Genomic DNA, 16,538 nt, shown 5'->3' on the forward strand with positions numbered 1-16,538 from the left:
CCGCAGGACAGTTACTCGGGGCGGTTGGGATTGCGCTGCAGTACCTTGTCCAGAACCCGATCGGTCTTCAGCGCCTCGATCGCGAGCGAAGGATGCTCGGCCTCGCCACGAATGTGCGCGTTCATCGCCAGCACATGGTGCCACTGGATATGCGCATGGCAAGGCACTTCGAGCACTTCGTCGACTTCACCTTCAAGGCGCAATGGCTGGTCTTCGAACACGGCAAAGGTGATGCGGCCCCGGCTGCCGATCAGCTCGACACGGTCTTCGCGGCGGTCCGCGACAAAGTTCCAGCAGCCCATGCCCAGCGCGCCGGAACCGAAGGTCCAGCAGGCCGTCACGGCATCTTCGGCGGCATATTCCCCGGCTTGTCGGGCGGTAAACCCGGTGACTTCGACGATATCGCCGGCCAGAAACTGAAACAGGTCAAACCCGTGGCTGGCGAGGTCAGCAAAGTAGCCGCCACCGGCAACAGCCGGGTCGGTACGCCAATTGGTGGCGCTGGCGTCCGCGGCGGACGGTGGCTTGCTCAAGGTCCAGATCACTTGGCGCAATTCACCGATGCGCCCGTCCCGCAGCCAGTCACGCACCTGCTGAAAGCGCGGGAGCGAGCGGCGGTAGTACGAAACAAACAAGTGCAACCCGGCGCGTTCGAAGGTGCGCTGCATCAACGCGCTTTGCTCGGCGTTGAGGGCCATGGGTTTCTCGACACAGCAATGTTTGCCGGCCGCCGCCACCATCAGGCTGTATTCGAGGTGGCTGTCGGGCGGTGTCGCGATGTACACCGCGTCCACTTCAGGGTCGTCGATCAGGGCCTGGGCGTCGGTATAGAAGCGCGCAATGCCGTGGCGTGCCGCATAATCGCGCACCGCCTCCTCGCGACGCCCCATCACGGCCACCAGCGCAGAACCTGGCGCTTTGTAGAAAGCGGGTCCACTCTTCAATTCAGTGACACTGCCACAACCGATCATGCCCCAACGTACGGTAGTCATCTGTTCTCCTCGTCGGTTTTCATCAATCGGTCAGTATCCACATCCCCACCCGTGCGCGCCATAAGCACTTAGCATGACAATTGCATTACACTTTTGTGACATTCATCCCGCTGCGGGGCACACACGATGAAAATAAGGGCCACGGTCATTTGCGAACACGAGGGGCATATCCTCTTCGTGCGCAAGGCCAGATCGAAATGGGCATTGCCCGGCGGCAAGGTCGAGCGTGATGAGCGCCCGGTTGGCGCGGCCGAACGCGAGCTGGAAGAAGAAACCGGATTGAACGTGGACGGGTTGCTGTACTTGCAGGAGTTAAAGGCCCGCGACACCGTGCACCACGTGTTCGAAGCCTCGGTGGTGAATATCGCCGATGCGCGGCCGTGCAACGAGATCGTCGATTGTCGCTGGCACGCCTATGGCGCCCTGGACGAACTGGACACCACCGACGCCACCCGCCACATCGTCAAATCCTTCCTACGCCGCTTGTAATTCCGCGCTCTGCCCGCTGTCCGGCACACCTCACTTCACCACGCCATTCGCTTTCTGCCGTTCGACAAAGGATTTGACGAACGCGGCAGCGGCTGCATGCGCCACCAGAACCGCGCGCGAACCGCCAAACCGCGCAGATTCCAAAGATGGGCCTGTTAGCCTGGGAGCCTTGCGCGGTCAAAAATGTGGGAGCGGGCTTGCTCGCGAAGGCGGTGTGTCAGTCAATGGATTCGTACCTGATCCACCGCCTTCGCGGGCAAGCCCGCTCCCACATTGGGTTTACCTACAATCAGGTGGACCGCAACACGCCGCCGCACAGCGAAGAAGCGCTTTGTGGTAACCACCGCGCACAGCAGGAAAACCCAAAGGCCTGTTTCTTTTTAGCAGCCGGCATATGCAACTCTCGAAGGTGGTCGTGAGTGCATAACATCTCAAGAGCGCGGTTTATTCCCCGCTACCTGGGGAAATTTCTCGCGGCTTTTGGCCTGCCCGCGCTGGTATAACGCCTCCACCAGTTTCTGCCGTTCATCCTGGGGCAGATTGCTCGCGAACTGCGCCAGGGTGGTGTCCACCAAGGCCCGCAGCGCTGCGTCGGCCTCACGCGCCTTGGCCAGTTCCGTCACCAGCACTTCGCGATCGAGGGTCGGCGCTTCCAGCTGCTTGATCACGCCCAGCCGCGCTTCGCGACCGGCCATGATCAGCGGTTGGCTGTCGGCACGGTTCTGACGCAGTAACTGGCGCAATTCCTTGCGCCGCTCTGCCGGCAATTTGATCATCGCCTGGCGCAAACCGTGCTGGTTGACCACCGCCTCAGCGGGCTGGGGTGTGGCCATCCAGTGGTAGAGGCCGCCACCCACGCCGCCGATCAAAAACACGTTGAGCAGCACCGAGACAAGCAACCACGGTTTAAGGGATTGTGGGGTCATTGCTCAGTTTCCTCGGCGTTGACGGTGAAGACGACGTCGGCATCGCCCTGATCGAAGACGCTGGGCAGCACTTCGGATGACAGCATCGGCAGCGGCACGCTCAGCGACGCCACCAGCACCCCGGCGGCGATGCCGGCAATGCCCACGCCCACCAGGCCGGCGGGCGACAGCCAGTTGGCGTAACGCGACCAGAACGACGCCCGTCGCGGCGCAGACTCACGGATCTGGCGTGCCAGCGACGGGTCGGCGAATGCCAACTGATGGCTGTCCAGCTGCCCATCCAGCCAGCTGGCCTCACGCAATGCCTCGCGGGCGTGGACATTGCCGCTGTCGAGCAGCGCCTGGGCGGGCGCCTGTTCAGCCAGAGGCCAGCGGTGCAGGCTGGCCCCGTAGGCGTCAGCCAGGTGCGCAAATCGTTCAGGTGTCATGATTTTCCCCTTCCTGGGCGGGCAAGCCCGGGTGTGTCGGCAAGTTGACTGCGCAACTGGCGTCGGGCCCGCGACAGCAGGCTCTCCAGTGCCTCGACGCTGATGTTCATCAGGGCCGCGGCGTCGATATTCGACAGCTCCTGGTAGTACTGCAACACAATGGCTTCGCGCTGACGCTCGGGCAAGGTCGCCAAGGCGGCGGCCATCCTTGCGCTGCGATCGGCCGTTTCCAACTGTTCATCCGGAGACGGCGCGCTGTCCGCCAGTTCGAGCACCTCGTCTTCGTTCAACGGGCGCTCCTTGCGCCGACGCAAACGGTCGTGGCATAGGTTGAGTGCCACGCGGTGCAGCCAAGTGTCAAAACGCGCTTCGCCAGGCCGCCAGTTGGCCGCCTGGCGCCAGATGCGCAGGAAACTTTCCTGGGCCACGTCCTTGGCCTCGTCGGCATCCCCGAGGATCCGACTGGCGAGCGCGAGCAAACGCGGAAGCTTGCGCGTCACCATTTCGTTGACGGCGGCGGGCTCGTTGTTGCTGATGCGCGCCAGTAGCTCAACGTCCGGATCAGTGTCTTTCAATCGGGTGGTTCTCAATGCACTGGCTAAGGTTCAGGGTTCAGCGGATCCAATGACCTTCGCGCCAGTACCAGTTCGGGCCACGGGATTCCCAGTGCCCGGGTTCCCAACGGGCGTTGCGCACCACGTGCTGCCAGTGGCCCGGCACCCAGGCATACGCGCCGTGCGTCCATTGCCAGTGGCCACGGTCCCAGACAAAGCCTGGGCGTTCGGCGGGAATCACCTCAACGCGCTCCGCCGGTGGCGCCTGGCGGATGATCACTTCGGCTTGGGCAAAGGTGGGGGTGCTGACAAGCGCGGCAAACGCCAGCGGGACCAGCAAGGCATAGCGCAATTTGGCCAGTGGATTCATGGCAACTCCTTCATACGGCGAACGAAAATGTTTGCTGCTGATGGGTTGAACGGCGGGGTAGGAAAAATCCGTCGCGAGAAATACGACATTTTTCTCGACGGTGGTTAAGGCGAGTATTACTCAGGGGATGGCGGCGCTTGATGAAATGTTTGAAAGCATGGCGACGGATTTGTGCAAGTGCCGGCGTTCAAGGTGTAACGCAATGCACACCATGAGGAAATAACCATGTCTCGTCGCCTGACCATGCTTGTCGCCGCCCTGCTGATCGCCAGCCTCAGCGGCTGTGTGATCCTGCCGGAACACCGGCATTGCTGCTGGCGCTACTACGGCGCTGTGTCCACGCCAAGCAGCACCGTCAATAGCTAACCGACTGCCGCAAAGCCACGACGCCCGGCTTTAAGCTCGGTGCGCAGTTCGCCAATCAGGTTTGCGATGGAACGGACGCTGTCCAGACCTTGGGGCGACACCCGGGTCAGCAACAGGTCGACACGCCCGGATGCCGGTTCAAATACGCTGATGCGCAGCGAGCCGTCGCTGTTGAGGCTGCATTCACACGCAAGCGGCAGGAAGCCCGAGGCCATGATGCGGTTGAGTTCGGTGATCGACATCATGACAAGCCCCCGTCCTTGGGTTCTACCCTGTAGGTGCATTGCATCCAGCATAGATATGCTTTTGCCGAGCACTGAACAATTAATTCAAAAGTGATACCTGCGCCGCATTTTGCCCTGTGGACGCTGGCGCCCTGGCGCCAAAAACCCAGCATGCAACCTCTCGTCCGCTGCGTTGGCAAGCGCTTGACTCTGCACGGCGTTCACAAGACGCTCTTGGCTCTTTGCCATCATCCAGAGCCGCCCGCCATGAGCATCGATCCCCCAAAACTGCCCGACAGTGATGTGTACAAAACGCTGCTGGAATCGACCAAGGCCATTCCCTGGCGCATCGATTGGCAGACCATGACGTTCAGTTACATCGGCCCGCAGATCGAAGCACTGCTGGGCTGGACCCCGCAAAGCTGGGTCAGCGTGGACGACTGGGTCGAGCGCATGCACCCGGACGACCGTGAGTACGTGGTGAACTTCTGCGTGTCGCAATCGCGCGCCGGCGTTGACCACGAGGCCGATTACCGCGCGCTGACGGTAAACGGTGACTACGTGTGGATTCGCGATGTGGTGCATGTGGTGCGCAACGGCGATGAGGTTGAAGCGTTGATCGGCTTCATGTTCGATATCAGCGAGCGCAAGAAGACCGAAGAACACTTGATTCGCCTGCAAAAACAACTGGAGGAATATTCATTCCAGGACGGCCTCACCGGCATTGCCAACCGCCGCATGTTCGACACCGTGCTGGAACGCGAATGGGCCAGTGCCCAGCGCAGCCAGTTGCCGCTGTCGCTGATCATCCTCGATATCGATTTTTTCAAGCAGTACAACGACCACTACGGCCACATCAAAGGCGACGAAGCCTTGCGCCAGGTAGCGCGCACCTTGTCGCTGGCGGCTAATCGGCCACGGGATTTCATTGCACGGATCGGCGGCGAGGAGTTTGTGTGGCTGCTGCCGGAGACTGACGCGGCGTCGGCCAGGCAAGTGGCGCGGCGCTGCCTGCACCTGATCTGCCAACAACAGATCGAACATGGCTTTTCAGCGGTTTCCAAGCTGCTGACCCTGAGCCTGGGCGTTGGTACGCACCTGGTGACGCCCAACAGCAACCTGCTCGGGTTTGTCGAGTCAGTCGATAAGTTGCTGTACAAGGCCAAACATAACGGGCGTATGCGGGCAGAGTTTGCCGACGGTGAAGTTTGACGCCGACGTCAAATTGCGGGCAAAAAAAATCCCAAGTAGCTGATGGAAACTTGGGATTTAAAATTGCATAAACCGTGGGAGGTGAACGCACGGCTATAGTAACGATTGTAATAACCTGTAACAAGAGGATTTTAATCCTTTCGTCGGATTGAAAACGCCGTAAGTCATTCAATAACCACACATTTTTTAAGGAGGACGAGATTATAAATGCCACTTTTTGGTGCAAGTTGCGCTTATATCTCCTTGTATTAAAAAAGGGTATGGATCACAGGGGTGCGACACTGTTGGACGATTGCCCGTTTAACTGCTGGCATGTATCGCGAAGTTCCAGACTGTTGGACGACGCCGCACTGGCGACACGCTCCACTTGCCTGCAAAGCGCCAAACGCTCGGCCGCCTCGACCCGCTCCCGGTCGACCTGGGCATTGAGCCGCATGAAATAGCCACCCAGTAACACCGCGACGCACAGCACCCCGATCGCAAAGTAGCGAAAGCCGTAGGACGCTGGGGGTTCTGTCGGGTTCATGACACTAAGGCACCCTGCTCTTCTCGTATCGGACGTCGTCGCCCTCTAGCCGATCAACCATCGACCAGCCCAACCGCTGGTAAAACCCGTTGGCACGGATTTCATCGCGGCCATCGGTGATCAAAAACAACCGTTCATGCTGTTCAAACAGAGCCGCTTCAGCCACCGCCATCAAGCGGCGACCCAAGCCTTGGCCTTCGTAGCCAGGCTGTACGAACATCGCAAACACCTCACCTGCGGCCCGGTCGACCATGGAAAAGGCGGCGGGCCGGCCCTCCACCTCGGCGATCCACACACAGGGCGCTGCACGAATGCTGCCCGCCAGCACCTGCGGGGTAATCCCCAGCGCGGTCATCTGTTCGCGGCTCAAATGGTTTTGCACCACCGAGGTGCGGATAGCGAAGAGCGTGTCGATATCATCCGGCGTCGCCACGCGTATCAGCATTTGCATACGGGCCTCCTGTTGAAGGGCGCAATTGTATGCACATAGAAACATAAGCATTGTCGTGGATTTGTAAAAAGCCCAGCCGGCAGGTGTATAGGGGCGGGGTCGAGCCCTACAGGCATGCACGCGCTTTAACTACACGGCATTCGCCTGCTGCTGACGACGATACTGCCCCGGCGCGATGCCATGCGCCTTGCGGAAGCAGCGCGAAAAGTACGCCTCATCGGTAAACCCGCAGCGCTGGGCGATCACGCCGATCATTTGCGCGCTGTTGAGCAACAAGGTGCGCGCCAATTGCATGCGGCGATCCAGCACCAGTTGCGAAAAGGGTTTGCCGGTTTCCTTGCGCAACAAATGGGTGAGGTAGTTGGGCGAGAGGAAGGCAGCGGCGGCAGCCTCCGTCAGGTTGAGGGTTGGCTCGTGCAGATGCTCGCGAATATAGCCCTGCACCCGCGCCAGAGCGTCCTTGCGCCCGCGCCGGGTCGCGTTATTGGCGGCAAATCCCTGCAGCGGTTCGGCGTACTGCTCACAGACCAGGCCGATCAGTTGGAAGAGATAGCCTTTTAACCGCTCACGGGCGCCGAAGGTGCGTTGGGCGTCCAGGGTGCGCATGTGCGCGAGCCAGGTTTTGACTTCGTCGAAGGCCGCATCGTCGAGTATGAAATCCAGCTGCTCCTGAAAGCGAAACGGCGACAACTCCGGCGCTTGGCCGATGGGAATGTCTTCCAGGTCCAGCGGGTCGCAGGTCAGCTGCGGCAGGAAAAACGCCTGGCTGAAGTTAATCAGCATGAACTCGCCGTCTTCGGGGTGGGGAATTACATGCAGGCGATGGGGCAGGATAAACGCCAGCGCCTTGTGCGGAAACGGCCGCACTGCGCCGCCGATATGCTGCACGGTGTCACCGCCCAGGTTGATCTGGATCTGAAAATATTCATGCCGATGCGGGCTGGTCAGCGCCGCCCGCCCACGCTTGTCGCGGATATAAAAGTCGGGGCGGTCGCTGCGTTGTTCCATGCCATAGGTGGTGACGCGGGTGCCTGGCATAACGAAATCTCGGGTGGCCTGTGCACCACTGTAGCCTCAACCCTGGCCGAGGGTGAAGCTCAGCTCGCCAACGCCGTCGATGCCGGCAGTAACCACATCGCCCGGCTGCAGCGCGCCCACGCCGGCGGGAGTGCCGGTAAAGATCAGGTCGCCGGCCTTGAGTGCGACGGATTGCGAGGCATAGCTGATCACGTCACTGACCGACCAGATCAAGTCGGCCAGGTCGCCAACCTGGCGCTGTTCGCCATTGACCTTCAGCCAGATTTTGCCGGTAGACGGGTGCCCCACCGCACTCACGGGCTGCAACGCGGTGCTGGGCGCCGACTCATCAAAGGCTTTGGCCCATTCCCACGGACGCGCGAGCTTTTTCGCCTGGGCCTGCAGGTCGCGGCGGGTCAGGTCGATGCCGACGCCGTAACCCCAGACGTGGAAAAGTGCGTCTTCAGGGCTGATGTTTACTCCGCCTTTTGCGATGGCCACCACCAGCTCCACTTCATGGTGAAGATCAGCGGTCAGTGGCGGATAGGCAATCACGCCCTCGGCCGGCACCACCGCATCGGCCGGTTTCATGAAGAAGAACGGCGGCTCGCGATCCGGATCATGCCCCATCTCGCGGGCATGTTCGCTGTAGTTGCGGCCCACACAGAACACGCGGCGCAGCGGGAAACGCGCCGCGCTGCCGTGAATGGCCAGGGATGGGGTGGGTTCAGGGGTAATTACATAATCAGTCATGGCCTGCGCCTCTTGGTTTGCCTGGCGCCAGTATGACGAGGCGTGCCAGGGCAAAGTTGGACAGGCTGACGCAGATTTTGCACTGGCCGGTGCAGGTTAACCGGTTATTTGCGCGCGACCTTATAGCGCAGGCAATCCTGGTAAAAGCTCTGGCGAATCGCCTCGGGCTTGAGCCGGGAACGGCTGTCGTAAGTCTGCTCGGTGATGCCCATGGCCATCATGCGCATCCACGATTTGTTGAACTTGATCGTCTGGATCTTTTGTCGCGCGGCGTACAGCGAGACACCCGACAGCTTGAGTTCCTGAGCCCTGGCCGCCGTGCCGGCGCCCCAGCTGCACATGTACTTGTCACCCTCGCGCAGCTCCCGTGCCTGCACGGCAGCCGCGCCGCCCGCCAATGAGCAGGCGATCAGCATGATTCCAACAGTGCGCATGTGCTTCCTCACCTAACCACCTGAAAATAAAAGTGATTCTGGCGAGAATTTTGTTACAAAGGGGCCATTAAATTGCCTTATCTGCCTTTCACCATTGATAGTTCGCACTCGCCTGCACCGTGCGCTGCGAGCCATACCAGCACCACGAATAGGAATAGCAGGACGCCACGTATTCCTTGTTCGCCAGGTTAGTTGCGTTCAGCGCCAGGCGCAGGTTGTCCTTGGGGTTGGCGATGTTCGGGATGTCGTAGTGCACCGCCGCATCGACCAAGGTGTAGCCCGGCACTTTCAGGGTATTGGCGGTATCGCCCCAGGACGAACCGACATAGCGCGCCCCCGCGCCAACGCCAAAGCCCTTGAGTTGACCGTCGTGGAAGGTGTAGTCGGCCCACGCCGAGGCGGTGTGGCGCGGTACACCGTAGGTGGTGGTGCCCTCAACCGGAATCGCCGGGCCTATGCCTTTATCCGTGAGTGGCGCGTACTGCACGGTGCTGTTGGACTTGCTGGCGCGGTTATCCAGGTAGGCGTAGGCCGCGGTGATGTCCAGGTTATCGTTAAGGCTGGCCTTACCTTCCAGCTCGAAACCACGCGACTGTTGTTCGCCATCCTGGATGCTGCAGCGGCCGTTGCCACACAGATGGCTCGGGTCCGGGTCCAGGGTCGGCACGTTGCTCTGGCGCAGGTCGAAAATCGCCGCGGTGATAAAGCTGTTGCTGCCCGGCGGCTGGTACTTGATGCCGATTTCATACTGCTTGCCTTCGGTCGGTTTGAACACCGAACCGCCGTAACCCGTGCCCGATTGCGGGTTGAACGACTCCGCATAGCTGGCGTACGGCGCCAGGCCATTGTCGAACAGATAGACCACGCCGACGCGGCCGGTAAACGCCTTGCTGTCCAGCGACGACTTGCTCTTGGCGCCGGTCTGGAGGGTTTTGGTGGTGCTGTCGGTGCTGGCCCAGTCATAACGACCGCCGAGCAACAGCACCCATTTATCCCACTTCATTTGCTCCTGCAGGTACGCCCCGGTCTGCTCGCTGCGCGAGGTGGCGTCGGTGGCGAATGCCGGCGTGACCACGGGCGCGCCGTAGACCGGGTCGAAGATGTCCAGGTCCGGCCCCTTGCCGTAACCGGCCTTGGTGTCGGTGCTGGTGTTCTGGTAGTCGAGGCCCATCAACAGCGTGTGCTGCAGCGGCCCGGTGTCGAATTTGGCCTGCACCTGGTTGTCGAGGGTGTAGGCGTCCATGTCGACATCAGTGGCGATGGTCGAGCGGTTGGAGGTGCGGTAATCGGCCTGCAGGTTGCTGTTGTAAATACTGCGGTAGATGCCTTCGGCGCGCAGGTAACGCGCGTTCTGGCGCACGGTCCAGACATCGTTGACGTGATGCTCGAAGGCATAGCCGACGGAGTAGTACTCGCGGTCGCTCTTCTCGAAGTTCTTTTCGCCGTCGTAGAAATCCACGTCGATCTTGCGCCCGGTGGGGCTGCGCAACACCGAGCCCCAAGCGGGAATAGAACCGTAGGACGCACCTTTGGGGTCCTTCTGGAAATGCCCGAGCAGGGTCAGCGAGGTGTCCTCGTCCGGGCGCCAGGTGAAGGCGCTGGACAGCGACTGGCGACGGGTTTCGGTGTGTTCGACTTGGCCATCGGCATCATCGAACAGCCCCGCCACCCGGTAGGAATAAACGCCCTGCTCGTCCATCGGGCCACTGAGGTCGAAGGTGGTGCGCTTCTTATTGAACGTGCCGTACTCGACGCCGACTTCATGAAACGGCGTGTCCAACGGACGCTTGGTGACCATGTTGATCACCCCACTCGGCGTGCCCTGCCCGTACAGCACCGACGCCGGGCCGCGCAGCACCTCGACGCGCTCCAGGTCAAAGGCATCTTTTTGCGGCAAGGCGTCACGGCTCGACGGCATGCGCAAGCCATCGAGGTAGGTGGCCGGGGCGAAACCGCGGATGGTCAACTGGTCGAGGCGCGAGGCCGTGGCGCCACGGGTTTCCGGAACCACGGCGGCGCTGTAGCGCAAGATCTGGTTAAGGCTTTCGGCGTTCTGCGCGCGCATCTGGTCCTTGGTGACCACGGAGATCGACTGCGGGGTTTCGATCAGCGCGGTGTCGGTCTTGGTGCCCGACAGGCTGCGAGTGGCCACATAACCGATCACCGGCCCGGTGGGGCTTTCACTCAGGTAGGCACCGCTGATGGTGGTGGCCTGTAGCTCCATGGCGCCGCCGTTCTCCGGGATGGCTTCCAGGCGGTAGCGTTCGGCGGAGATCTTCAGCGCCTGCAAGCCGCTGCCGGCGAGCAGTTGGGTGAGTGCCACGTCGGTGTCGTATTGCCCACTCAAGCCGTCGCTGTGCTTGCCGCGCGTCAAGCTTGCATCGAATGCCAGTACCAGGCCCGCCTGCTCGGCCAGGCTATTGAGCGCTTGGCTCAGGTCGCCGGCGGGAACCGAGAAACGACGCGACGCGCTGCTGCTTTCATCAGCGAAGGAAGACTGGATCGTCAGCAACGGCACGGCGGCGAAGGCAAACGCCACTGACAGGGCCAGTGGATGCAAGGGACGAGCAAGGCGCGACATGGGAAATCCTGCGTAATAGAGGTTCTATTAACCATGACGGCCATGTCCGGAAATCGGGCAAGGATGAGAGTGGTTTTTATTTGCTGAGGTTTTACGCAATGAGCTTGATCGCTTTTTTGTGTAGGCCTTCAGGCTAGTTCCTGGCGGTTTTTACCCGCTTAAAGTCGTCCCTTTCTGATTTTTCCAGCCGTTCATCCAGGCGCTTTTTCCTGCGGCATGCTCCGACGCCTTGCCATTTTGCCGAGACGTCACGGATGACCCACGCCGCCCACATTGCCTTTATCGAACATGAGCTCAATGGCTTCCATCAGAGCCTGGATGAGTATCGCCAGCAGATGGGCGCCTGGTATGCGCGGGCGCTGGATTCGGTCAGCCATGCAGCGGACATGCCGTCGTTGCTGGGGATGGACAGGGTATTGCGGGTGGGGGATTCGCAACGTTCCTTCAGCATTTCCGATGCGGATTTTTCCACCGTTGCGCGCTGCTCGGCGGGTGGCGAGCTGAAGATCGAGAGCAAGTTCGAATCGGTGTACGACGTGCCGATCGGCAAAATCCCGGTTGAGGTTGTCCGCCTGGAGGACGGCAGTTCCACGCGGGTCATGCTGGATGAGCATGGCAAAGGCTCACACACCTGCGTGGCCGGCGGGCGCTATCAGGTGCGGGTACAAGGCGGTGTCTCCACGCAGCAGGTAGACGCGTTGTTTGCCTCCTACGCCGGGCTGACGGCGGATCTGGAGCAATGGCTGCGCGAGCAATGGAACGGCTTCAAACCGTCTTGGCAACAATCGACAGCCAGCGCGATTGGCAGCGGCGTTCTGGCGGGCAGTTGGGCGGCGATCCGGGACGTGTGGGACAGCATCAAGCTGGTGCAGGCGATTCTTGCAGACCCCATGAAGTTCGGCGAGCAGCTGGGTGCCGAGGCCGCCAAGTTGGCGCAGTTGGCCAGCGATGCGCCGCAGGTCATGGAAAAGGCCATGTTGCTGGCCAGTGATGAGGCGGCGCTGTACCTGATGGTGCGCACGGCGATGCTGTGGCTGGACGCGTTGCCACCGGGCGAGATGGCCGAGGCGGCGGCGGGGTTTGTGGTGTCGCTGCTGATCGACCTGGTGATTGGCGCAGTTTTGATGATCGCGCTGCCAGCGGCGGGTGTGGCGTATCTGAGCTTGCGGTTGGTCAAGTATGGCGCACAGATACTGGATGCGGCTGTGGGCTTTGTGCGTGGCCTGCTCGGGATTCTGAGCAAGTTCATGCAGGCGGTGGATCGCTACAAGGCGGTGGCGGTACGCGGCGTAGTCGGTGGGCTGAAGCAAGGCACGATGCAGATGCGCTGGCGCGCGCGGCAGAACGCGGTGCTGAAGCAGAAAGAGCATGTGGATGATGTGCCGGCCTCTGCGAAGAACCCGCAGGGCGATGCGGCGGCGCCTGCGGACAAAACCGTCACCAATGGCTGCCCGGTGTCGATGGTCACCGGCGAAGAATTGCTGACCCTCACTGATGGCGCGCTGGACGGAATTTTGCCGTTTGAGTGGACGCGGTTGTACCGCACCAGTGCGGTGGAAGTGGATTGCGGGTTGGGGTTTGGCTGGAGTCATGCGCTGGCGCAGCGGTTGGTGGTTGCGGGTGATTCGGTGGTTTGGACGGATCATGAGAATCGCTCTACTGCCCTGCCCTTGCCTACTGCTGCCCGACCGGCAATCACCAATAGCTTGGCCGAAGCCGCGATCTATTTGGGCGCCCTGCCCGATGAATTGGTGCTGGCTCAGGCATCACGGTTTTATCACTTTCGCGATGGTCAGCTGACAGCAATCAGCGATGCGTATGACAACCGGCTGCGGATTTCTCGTGATCGTTTGGGCCGAATTGAGCGGCTGGATAACGGCGCGGGTCGGTCGCTGTTTTTGCGCTACGAGCTCGGTCGCATTGTGGCCTTGGACTATCAGGTTCATCGCGCCAAAGGCCGTGACCCGTATGTGTGGGTGACGGAGCAGAACGTCGTTTCCTACGCCTATGACGACGCTGGGCGACTGGTTTCCGCGACCAATGCTATAGGTGAAAGCGAGGTTTATCGGTACGACGATCAGCACGTCATTCTTGAGCGGCAACTGGCCGGTGGGGCGAGTTTCTTTTGGGCGTGGGAACGGGCTGGCAAGGCCGCGCGCTGTGTTCGGCATTGGGCCAGTTTTTCGCAGATGGACACGCGCTATGCGTGGGAGGACGACGGCAGGGTCACGGTTCACAACGCTGACGGCAGTCAGGAAGTGTATGTCCACGATCAGCGGGCGCGGCTGGTGCAGCGGATTGATCCGGACGGCGCGGAGCATTTCAAATCCTACGACGACAAGGGCCGGCTGACGGTTGAGCAGGATCCGCTGGGGGCGGTGACGGCGTATCAGTACGACGAAGCGGGACGCTTGGTGGCGTTGTTTCCGGGGGACGATGAGCCGACTTCCTACGAGCATGACAACGGGTTCGTACGGGTTGTACGGCGGGGCGAGGCGGTTTGGAAGTATGAGCGTAACGAACAAGGCGACGTTACGCGTCAGACAGATCCTGACGGCCACATTACGGACTACACCTACGACAAATACGGGCAGCTGATTGGGGTTTGGTATCCGGATAACGGGTGTCATCGGCTGGTCTGGAATGAGCGTGGGCAGCTCGTTGAGGAACAGCTGCCAAATGGTGGGGTTAAGCGTTATCGCTATGACGATCTAGGGCGGCAAGTTGCGCGCGAGGATGAGCATGGCGCGCTGACGCAGTATCAGTGGGACGCCGCAGGGCGCTTGTTAAAACTGACTCAGTCCGATGGCGCCACGCGGGAATACAGCTACAACCCGTACGGAAAAATCACCTCCGAACGCGATGAACTCGGTCACGTCACCCGCTACGAATATGCCGATGGCCTGCACCTGATCAGCCGCCGCATTAATTCTGACGGCACCCAGGTCAACTATCGCTACGACAACGCTCGGTTACTGCTCACCGAGATCGAAAACGAAGTCGGCGAGACCTACCAGCTTGATTACCACCCCAACGGGCTGATCCAGCAGGAGATCGGCTTCGACGGCCAGCGCACGGCTTACGTGTATGACCTCAATGGCAATCTGCTGGAAAAGACCGAACACGGCGACGACGGTAGTCAGTTGGTCACCCGTTACGAGCGAGACTTTTCCGGCCGTCTCGTACGAAAAACCCTTCCAGACGGTGGAGTGGTCGATTACGCCTACGACCGCCAAGGCAACCTCCTCAGCGTCGACGACGGCCATTGGGCGTTAGCCTACGAATACGACAGCCAAAACCGCCTCATCGCCGACCACCAAGGCTGGGGCACCTTACGCTACGGCTACGACGCCTGCGGCCAACTGAAAAACCTGCGCCTGCCGGACAACAACCGCCTCACCTTCAACCACGACAAAAGCGGCCACCTCGCCACCGTCGAGCTGAACGGCAAAACCCTCACCTCTCACCTGTTCAACAACGGAAAAGAACGCCAGCGCCAACAAGGCCAACTGCTCAGCCATTACGACTACGACGACCAAAACCGCCTGCACGCCCACGCAGTCACTCAACAGGAGCACAAGCTCTACCGCCGCCACTACGACTACGACAAATCCGGCAACCTCACCCGCCTGCTCGATACGCGCAAAGGTGAACACCACTACCACTACGACCCCCTCGCCCGTCTGACCCGGGCCGATCACTCGCAAGACGTGCAAGAGCGCTTTGGCCACGACCCGGCGGGCAACCTGCTGATGCAGGACCGCCCCGGCCCGGACATCGTGGCGGGGAATCGGTTGGTGATGCAGGGCGATCATCATTACGACTATGACGCGTTCGGCAATCTGATCCGACAAAGGCGCGGTAAGGGCCACCAGCTCGTTACCGAGTACCGCTACGACTGCCAGCACCGGTTGATCGGCATCACTCAGCCCAACGGGCAAACCGCTAGTTATCGCTATGACCCGTTTGGTCGGCGGATCAGCAAAACTGTTGATGGGATAACCACGGAGTTCTTCTGGCAAGGCGACAAGCTGGTTGCGGAGCATCGCGCGGATAGGCATCGCAGTTATATCTACGAGCCGGACAGTTTCCGTCCGCTGGTGCTGCTGGAGGGCTTTGGTCCAAAAAATACCCAGCCGTTCCACTACCAACTCGACCACCTCGGCACCCCGCAGGAACTCACAGCCCCCGACGGGGAAATCGTCTGGGCCGCGCACTACCGCGCCTACGGCCAGATCAGTCGCCTAGACATCGAAAAAATCGACAACCCACTGCGCTTCCAAGGCCAATACTTCGACCCGGAAAGCGGGCTGCACTACAACCGCCATCGCTACTACAATCCAGATATTGGTCGTTACCTGACGCCCGACCCGGTAAAGCTGGCGGGTGGGATCAACGCGTACCGGTACGCGCCCAACCCTACGGGGTGGGTCGATCCGCTGGGTTTGAACACATGCCCAGGCGAAGACGGATGCGAGCCAGACTTAGTTGCCAACGACCCTGCAAAGCCTGCAAGAATTGATAAAGGAGAAGCCGTATTACCAACAGCAGGCGGAGCTCAGCGAGCGGCTAAATACTCTGCAAACTGGAAGAGCGCCGATTTGAATGAAAGCGTAGTTAAATTTGCTGGCCCTGATCCAATCGTGACTACGACAGATAAAGGTAAAAAAATATATAAGAATCATCTTGATGGTATTGAGGTTGTAGAAGACCTTAACGGAGGCTACTTCAGAATCCACAACCCCTCATTACCGGGTTCAAGACGTTATTTAAGCCTCGACGGAGTGATCCCCAACAACAAGACCTCTCCAACAGGAAAACAAATGGGCAGGACCCAAAGCGAATACAATGAAGTAACACACTTCAATAAGGCCCCTAGAAAATGAAAATGATTTGCGTGCCACTCACGGTAGAAGCAATGAAATTGCTAGACATAAACGAATGCCCGGACGCTCTACTTGAGACTGCCTTGCTTACGGAAGAAGAATACCGACAATTCTTGAACTCTGGCGCATTAGAAAGCATAAATTATGCGACTGGGAAGATAATCGATGAGTATGAGGACGAAGTCATAAAGACTCCTGAAGAGCTAAGAAAAACTTTACAGACACTGAAAGCTCACTTAAGACCTGAAAACTCAAAAATATTAAACAAATTAATCCAATTAAGTGCATTAGCAATCGATAAAAACACAGGATTATTTTTCTTTTTTTAA

The 16,538-nt window shown here is 59.9% G+C and carries 17 protein-coding genes; 5 read left to right on the top strand and 12 right to left on the bottom strand.

From position 1 onward, the window contains the following. Positions 1–11 precede the first annotated feature (11 nt). Positions 12–992 carry a Gfo/Idh/MocA family protein gene (locus ACM530_RS27505; protein WP_242197435.1) on the bottom strand — a complete coding sequence of 327 codons (981 nt, stop codon included), beginning with the start codon at positions 990–992 and terminating at the stop codon, positions 12–14. A 126-nt stretch (positions 993–1,118) separates the two neighbouring features. On the opposite strand from ACM530_RS27505, the gene ACM530_RS27510 reads away from it, so the two are divergent. Continuing rightward, positions 1,119–1,481 carry an NUDIX hydrolase gene (locus ACM530_RS27510; protein WP_145164559.1) on the top strand — a complete coding sequence of 121 codons (363 nt, stop codon included), beginning with the start codon at positions 1,119–1,121 and terminating at the stop codon, positions 1,479–1,481. Between the two features lie 431 nt (positions 1,482–1,912). On the opposite strand, the gene ACM530_RS27515 is transcribed toward ACM530_RS27510, so the two are convergent. Genes ACM530_RS27515 through ACM530_RS27530 form a run of 4 tightly spaced genes read right to left on the bottom strand, consistent with a single transcriptional unit; the run spans position 1,913 to position 3,759 of the window. After that, the gene (locus ACM530_RS27515; protein WP_416363687.1) at positions 1,913–2,407 is read right to left on the bottom strand and encodes a periplasmic heavy metal sensor; all 495 of its coding nucleotides are present in this window, start codon (positions 2,405–2,407) and stop codon (positions 1,913–1,915) included. Continuing rightward, on the bottom strand, positions 2,404–2,835 hold the full coding sequence (locus ACM530_RS27520) for a hypothetical protein (protein WP_242197441.1): 432 nt from the start codon (positions 2,833–2,835) through the stop codon (positions 2,404–2,406). Before ACM530_RS27520 ends, ACM530_RS27515 begins: the two co-directional genes overlap by 4 nt. Further along, the gene (locus ACM530_RS27525) at positions 2,832–3,410 is read right to left on the bottom strand and encodes an RNA polymerase sigma factor (protein WP_262206336.1); all 579 of its coding nucleotides are present in this window, start codon (positions 3,408–3,410) and stop codon (positions 2,832–2,834) included. The genes ACM530_RS27520 and ACM530_RS27525 overlap by 4 nt, the downstream gene beginning before the upstream one ends. 37 nt (positions 3,411–3,447) lie before the next feature. Continuing rightward, the gene (locus ACM530_RS27530) at positions 3,448–3,759 is read right to left on the bottom strand and encodes a YXWGXW repeat-containing protein (RefSeq protein WP_416363688.1); all 312 of its coding nucleotides are present in this window, start codon (positions 3,757–3,759) and stop codon (positions 3,448–3,450) included. Between the two features lie 225 nt (positions 3,760–3,984). On the opposite strand from ACM530_RS27530, the gene ACM530_RS27535 reads away from it, so the two are divergent. Further along, entirely contained in the window at positions 3,985–4,125 is a 141-nt protein-coding gene (locus ACM530_RS27535) for a hypothetical protein (RefSeq protein ID WP_178119734.1), read from the top strand. Here the strand turns inward: ACM530_RS27535 and ACM530_RS27540 are convergent. Beyond that, positions 4,122–4,370 (bottom strand): DUF1652 domain-containing protein, encoded by a 249-nt coding sequence (locus ACM530_RS27540; protein WP_369303463.1) that lies wholly within the window; start codon positions 4,368–4,370, stop codon positions 4,122–4,124. The genes ACM530_RS27535 and ACM530_RS27540 overlap by 4 nt on opposite strands. A 246-nt stretch (positions 4,371–4,616) precedes the next feature. Here ACM530_RS27540 and ACM530_RS27545 point away from each other — a divergent pair, with 246 nt between their 5' ends. Then, positions 4,617–5,561 (top strand): diguanylate cyclase, encoded by a 945-nt coding sequence (locus tag ACM530_RS27545; protein ID WP_416363689.1) that lies wholly within the window; start codon positions 4,617–4,619, stop codon positions 5,559–5,561. A 265-nt stretch (positions 5,562–5,826) separates the two neighbouring features. On the opposite strand, the gene ACM530_RS27550 is transcribed toward ACM530_RS27545, so the two are convergent. The 6 genes from ACM530_RS27550 to ACM530_RS27575 all read right to left on the bottom strand — a co-directional run bounded on the left by ACM530_RS27550 (position 5,827) and on the right by ACM530_RS27575 (position 11,323). Next, positions 5,827–6,087: a hypothetical protein gene (locus tag ACM530_RS27550; RefSeq protein ID WP_242197453.1), complete on the bottom strand. Its 261-nt coding sequence runs from the start codon at positions 6,085–6,087 to the stop codon at positions 5,827–5,829. Between the two features lie 4 nt (positions 6,088–6,091). Beyond that, positions 6,092–6,538 carry a GNAT family N-acetyltransferase gene (locus ACM530_RS27555; protein ID WP_416363690.1) on the bottom strand — a complete coding sequence of 149 codons (447 nt, stop codon included), beginning with the start codon at positions 6,536–6,538 and terminating at the stop codon, positions 6,092–6,094. 129 nt (positions 6,539–6,667) lie between these two features. After that, positions 6,668–7,576, bottom strand: coding sequence for a helix-turn-helix transcriptional regulator (locus tag ACM530_RS27560; protein ID WP_416363692.1), 909 nt, complete (start codon positions 7,574–7,576; stop codon positions 6,668–6,670). A gap of 36 nt (positions 7,577–7,612) precedes the next feature. Then, positions 7,613–8,308, bottom strand: coding sequence for a fumarylacetoacetate hydrolase family protein (locus ACM530_RS27565; protein ID WP_416363693.1), 696 nt, complete (start codon positions 8,306–8,308; stop codon positions 7,613–7,615). Between the two features lie 104 nt (positions 8,309–8,412). Next, positions 8,413–8,742 (bottom strand): hypothetical protein, encoded by a 330-nt coding sequence (locus ACM530_RS27570; protein WP_145164581.1) that lies wholly within the window; start codon positions 8,740–8,742, stop codon positions 8,413–8,415. A gap of 88 nt (positions 8,743–8,830) precedes the next feature. Next, complete coding sequence (locus ACM530_RS27575; protein ID WP_416363694.1) at positions 8,831–11,323, bottom strand: TonB-dependent siderophore receptor; 2,493 nt, start codon at positions 11,321–11,323, stop codon at positions 8,831–8,833. Positions 11,324–11,577: 254 nt separating this feature from the next. Between ACM530_RS27575 and ACM530_RS27580 the strand changes: the two genes are divergently transcribed. After that, complete coding sequence (locus ACM530_RS27580; protein ID WP_416363695.1) at positions 11,578–16,209, top strand: RHS repeat-associated core domain-containing protein; 4,632 nt, start codon at positions 11,578–11,580, stop codon at positions 16,207–16,209. A 32-nt stretch (positions 16,210–16,241) separates the two neighbouring features. Continuing rightward, positions 16,242–16,538, top strand: coding sequence for a hypothetical protein (locus ACM530_RS27585; protein ID WP_416363697.1), 297 nt, complete (start codon positions 16,242–16,244; stop codon positions 16,536–16,538).

Origin of the sequence: Pseudomonas sp. NFX183 (assembly GCF_047943075.1) — a bacterium.
Taxonomy (GTDB): domain Bacteria; phylum Pseudomonadota; class Gammaproteobacteria; order Pseudomonadales; family Pseudomonadaceae; genus Aquipseudomonas.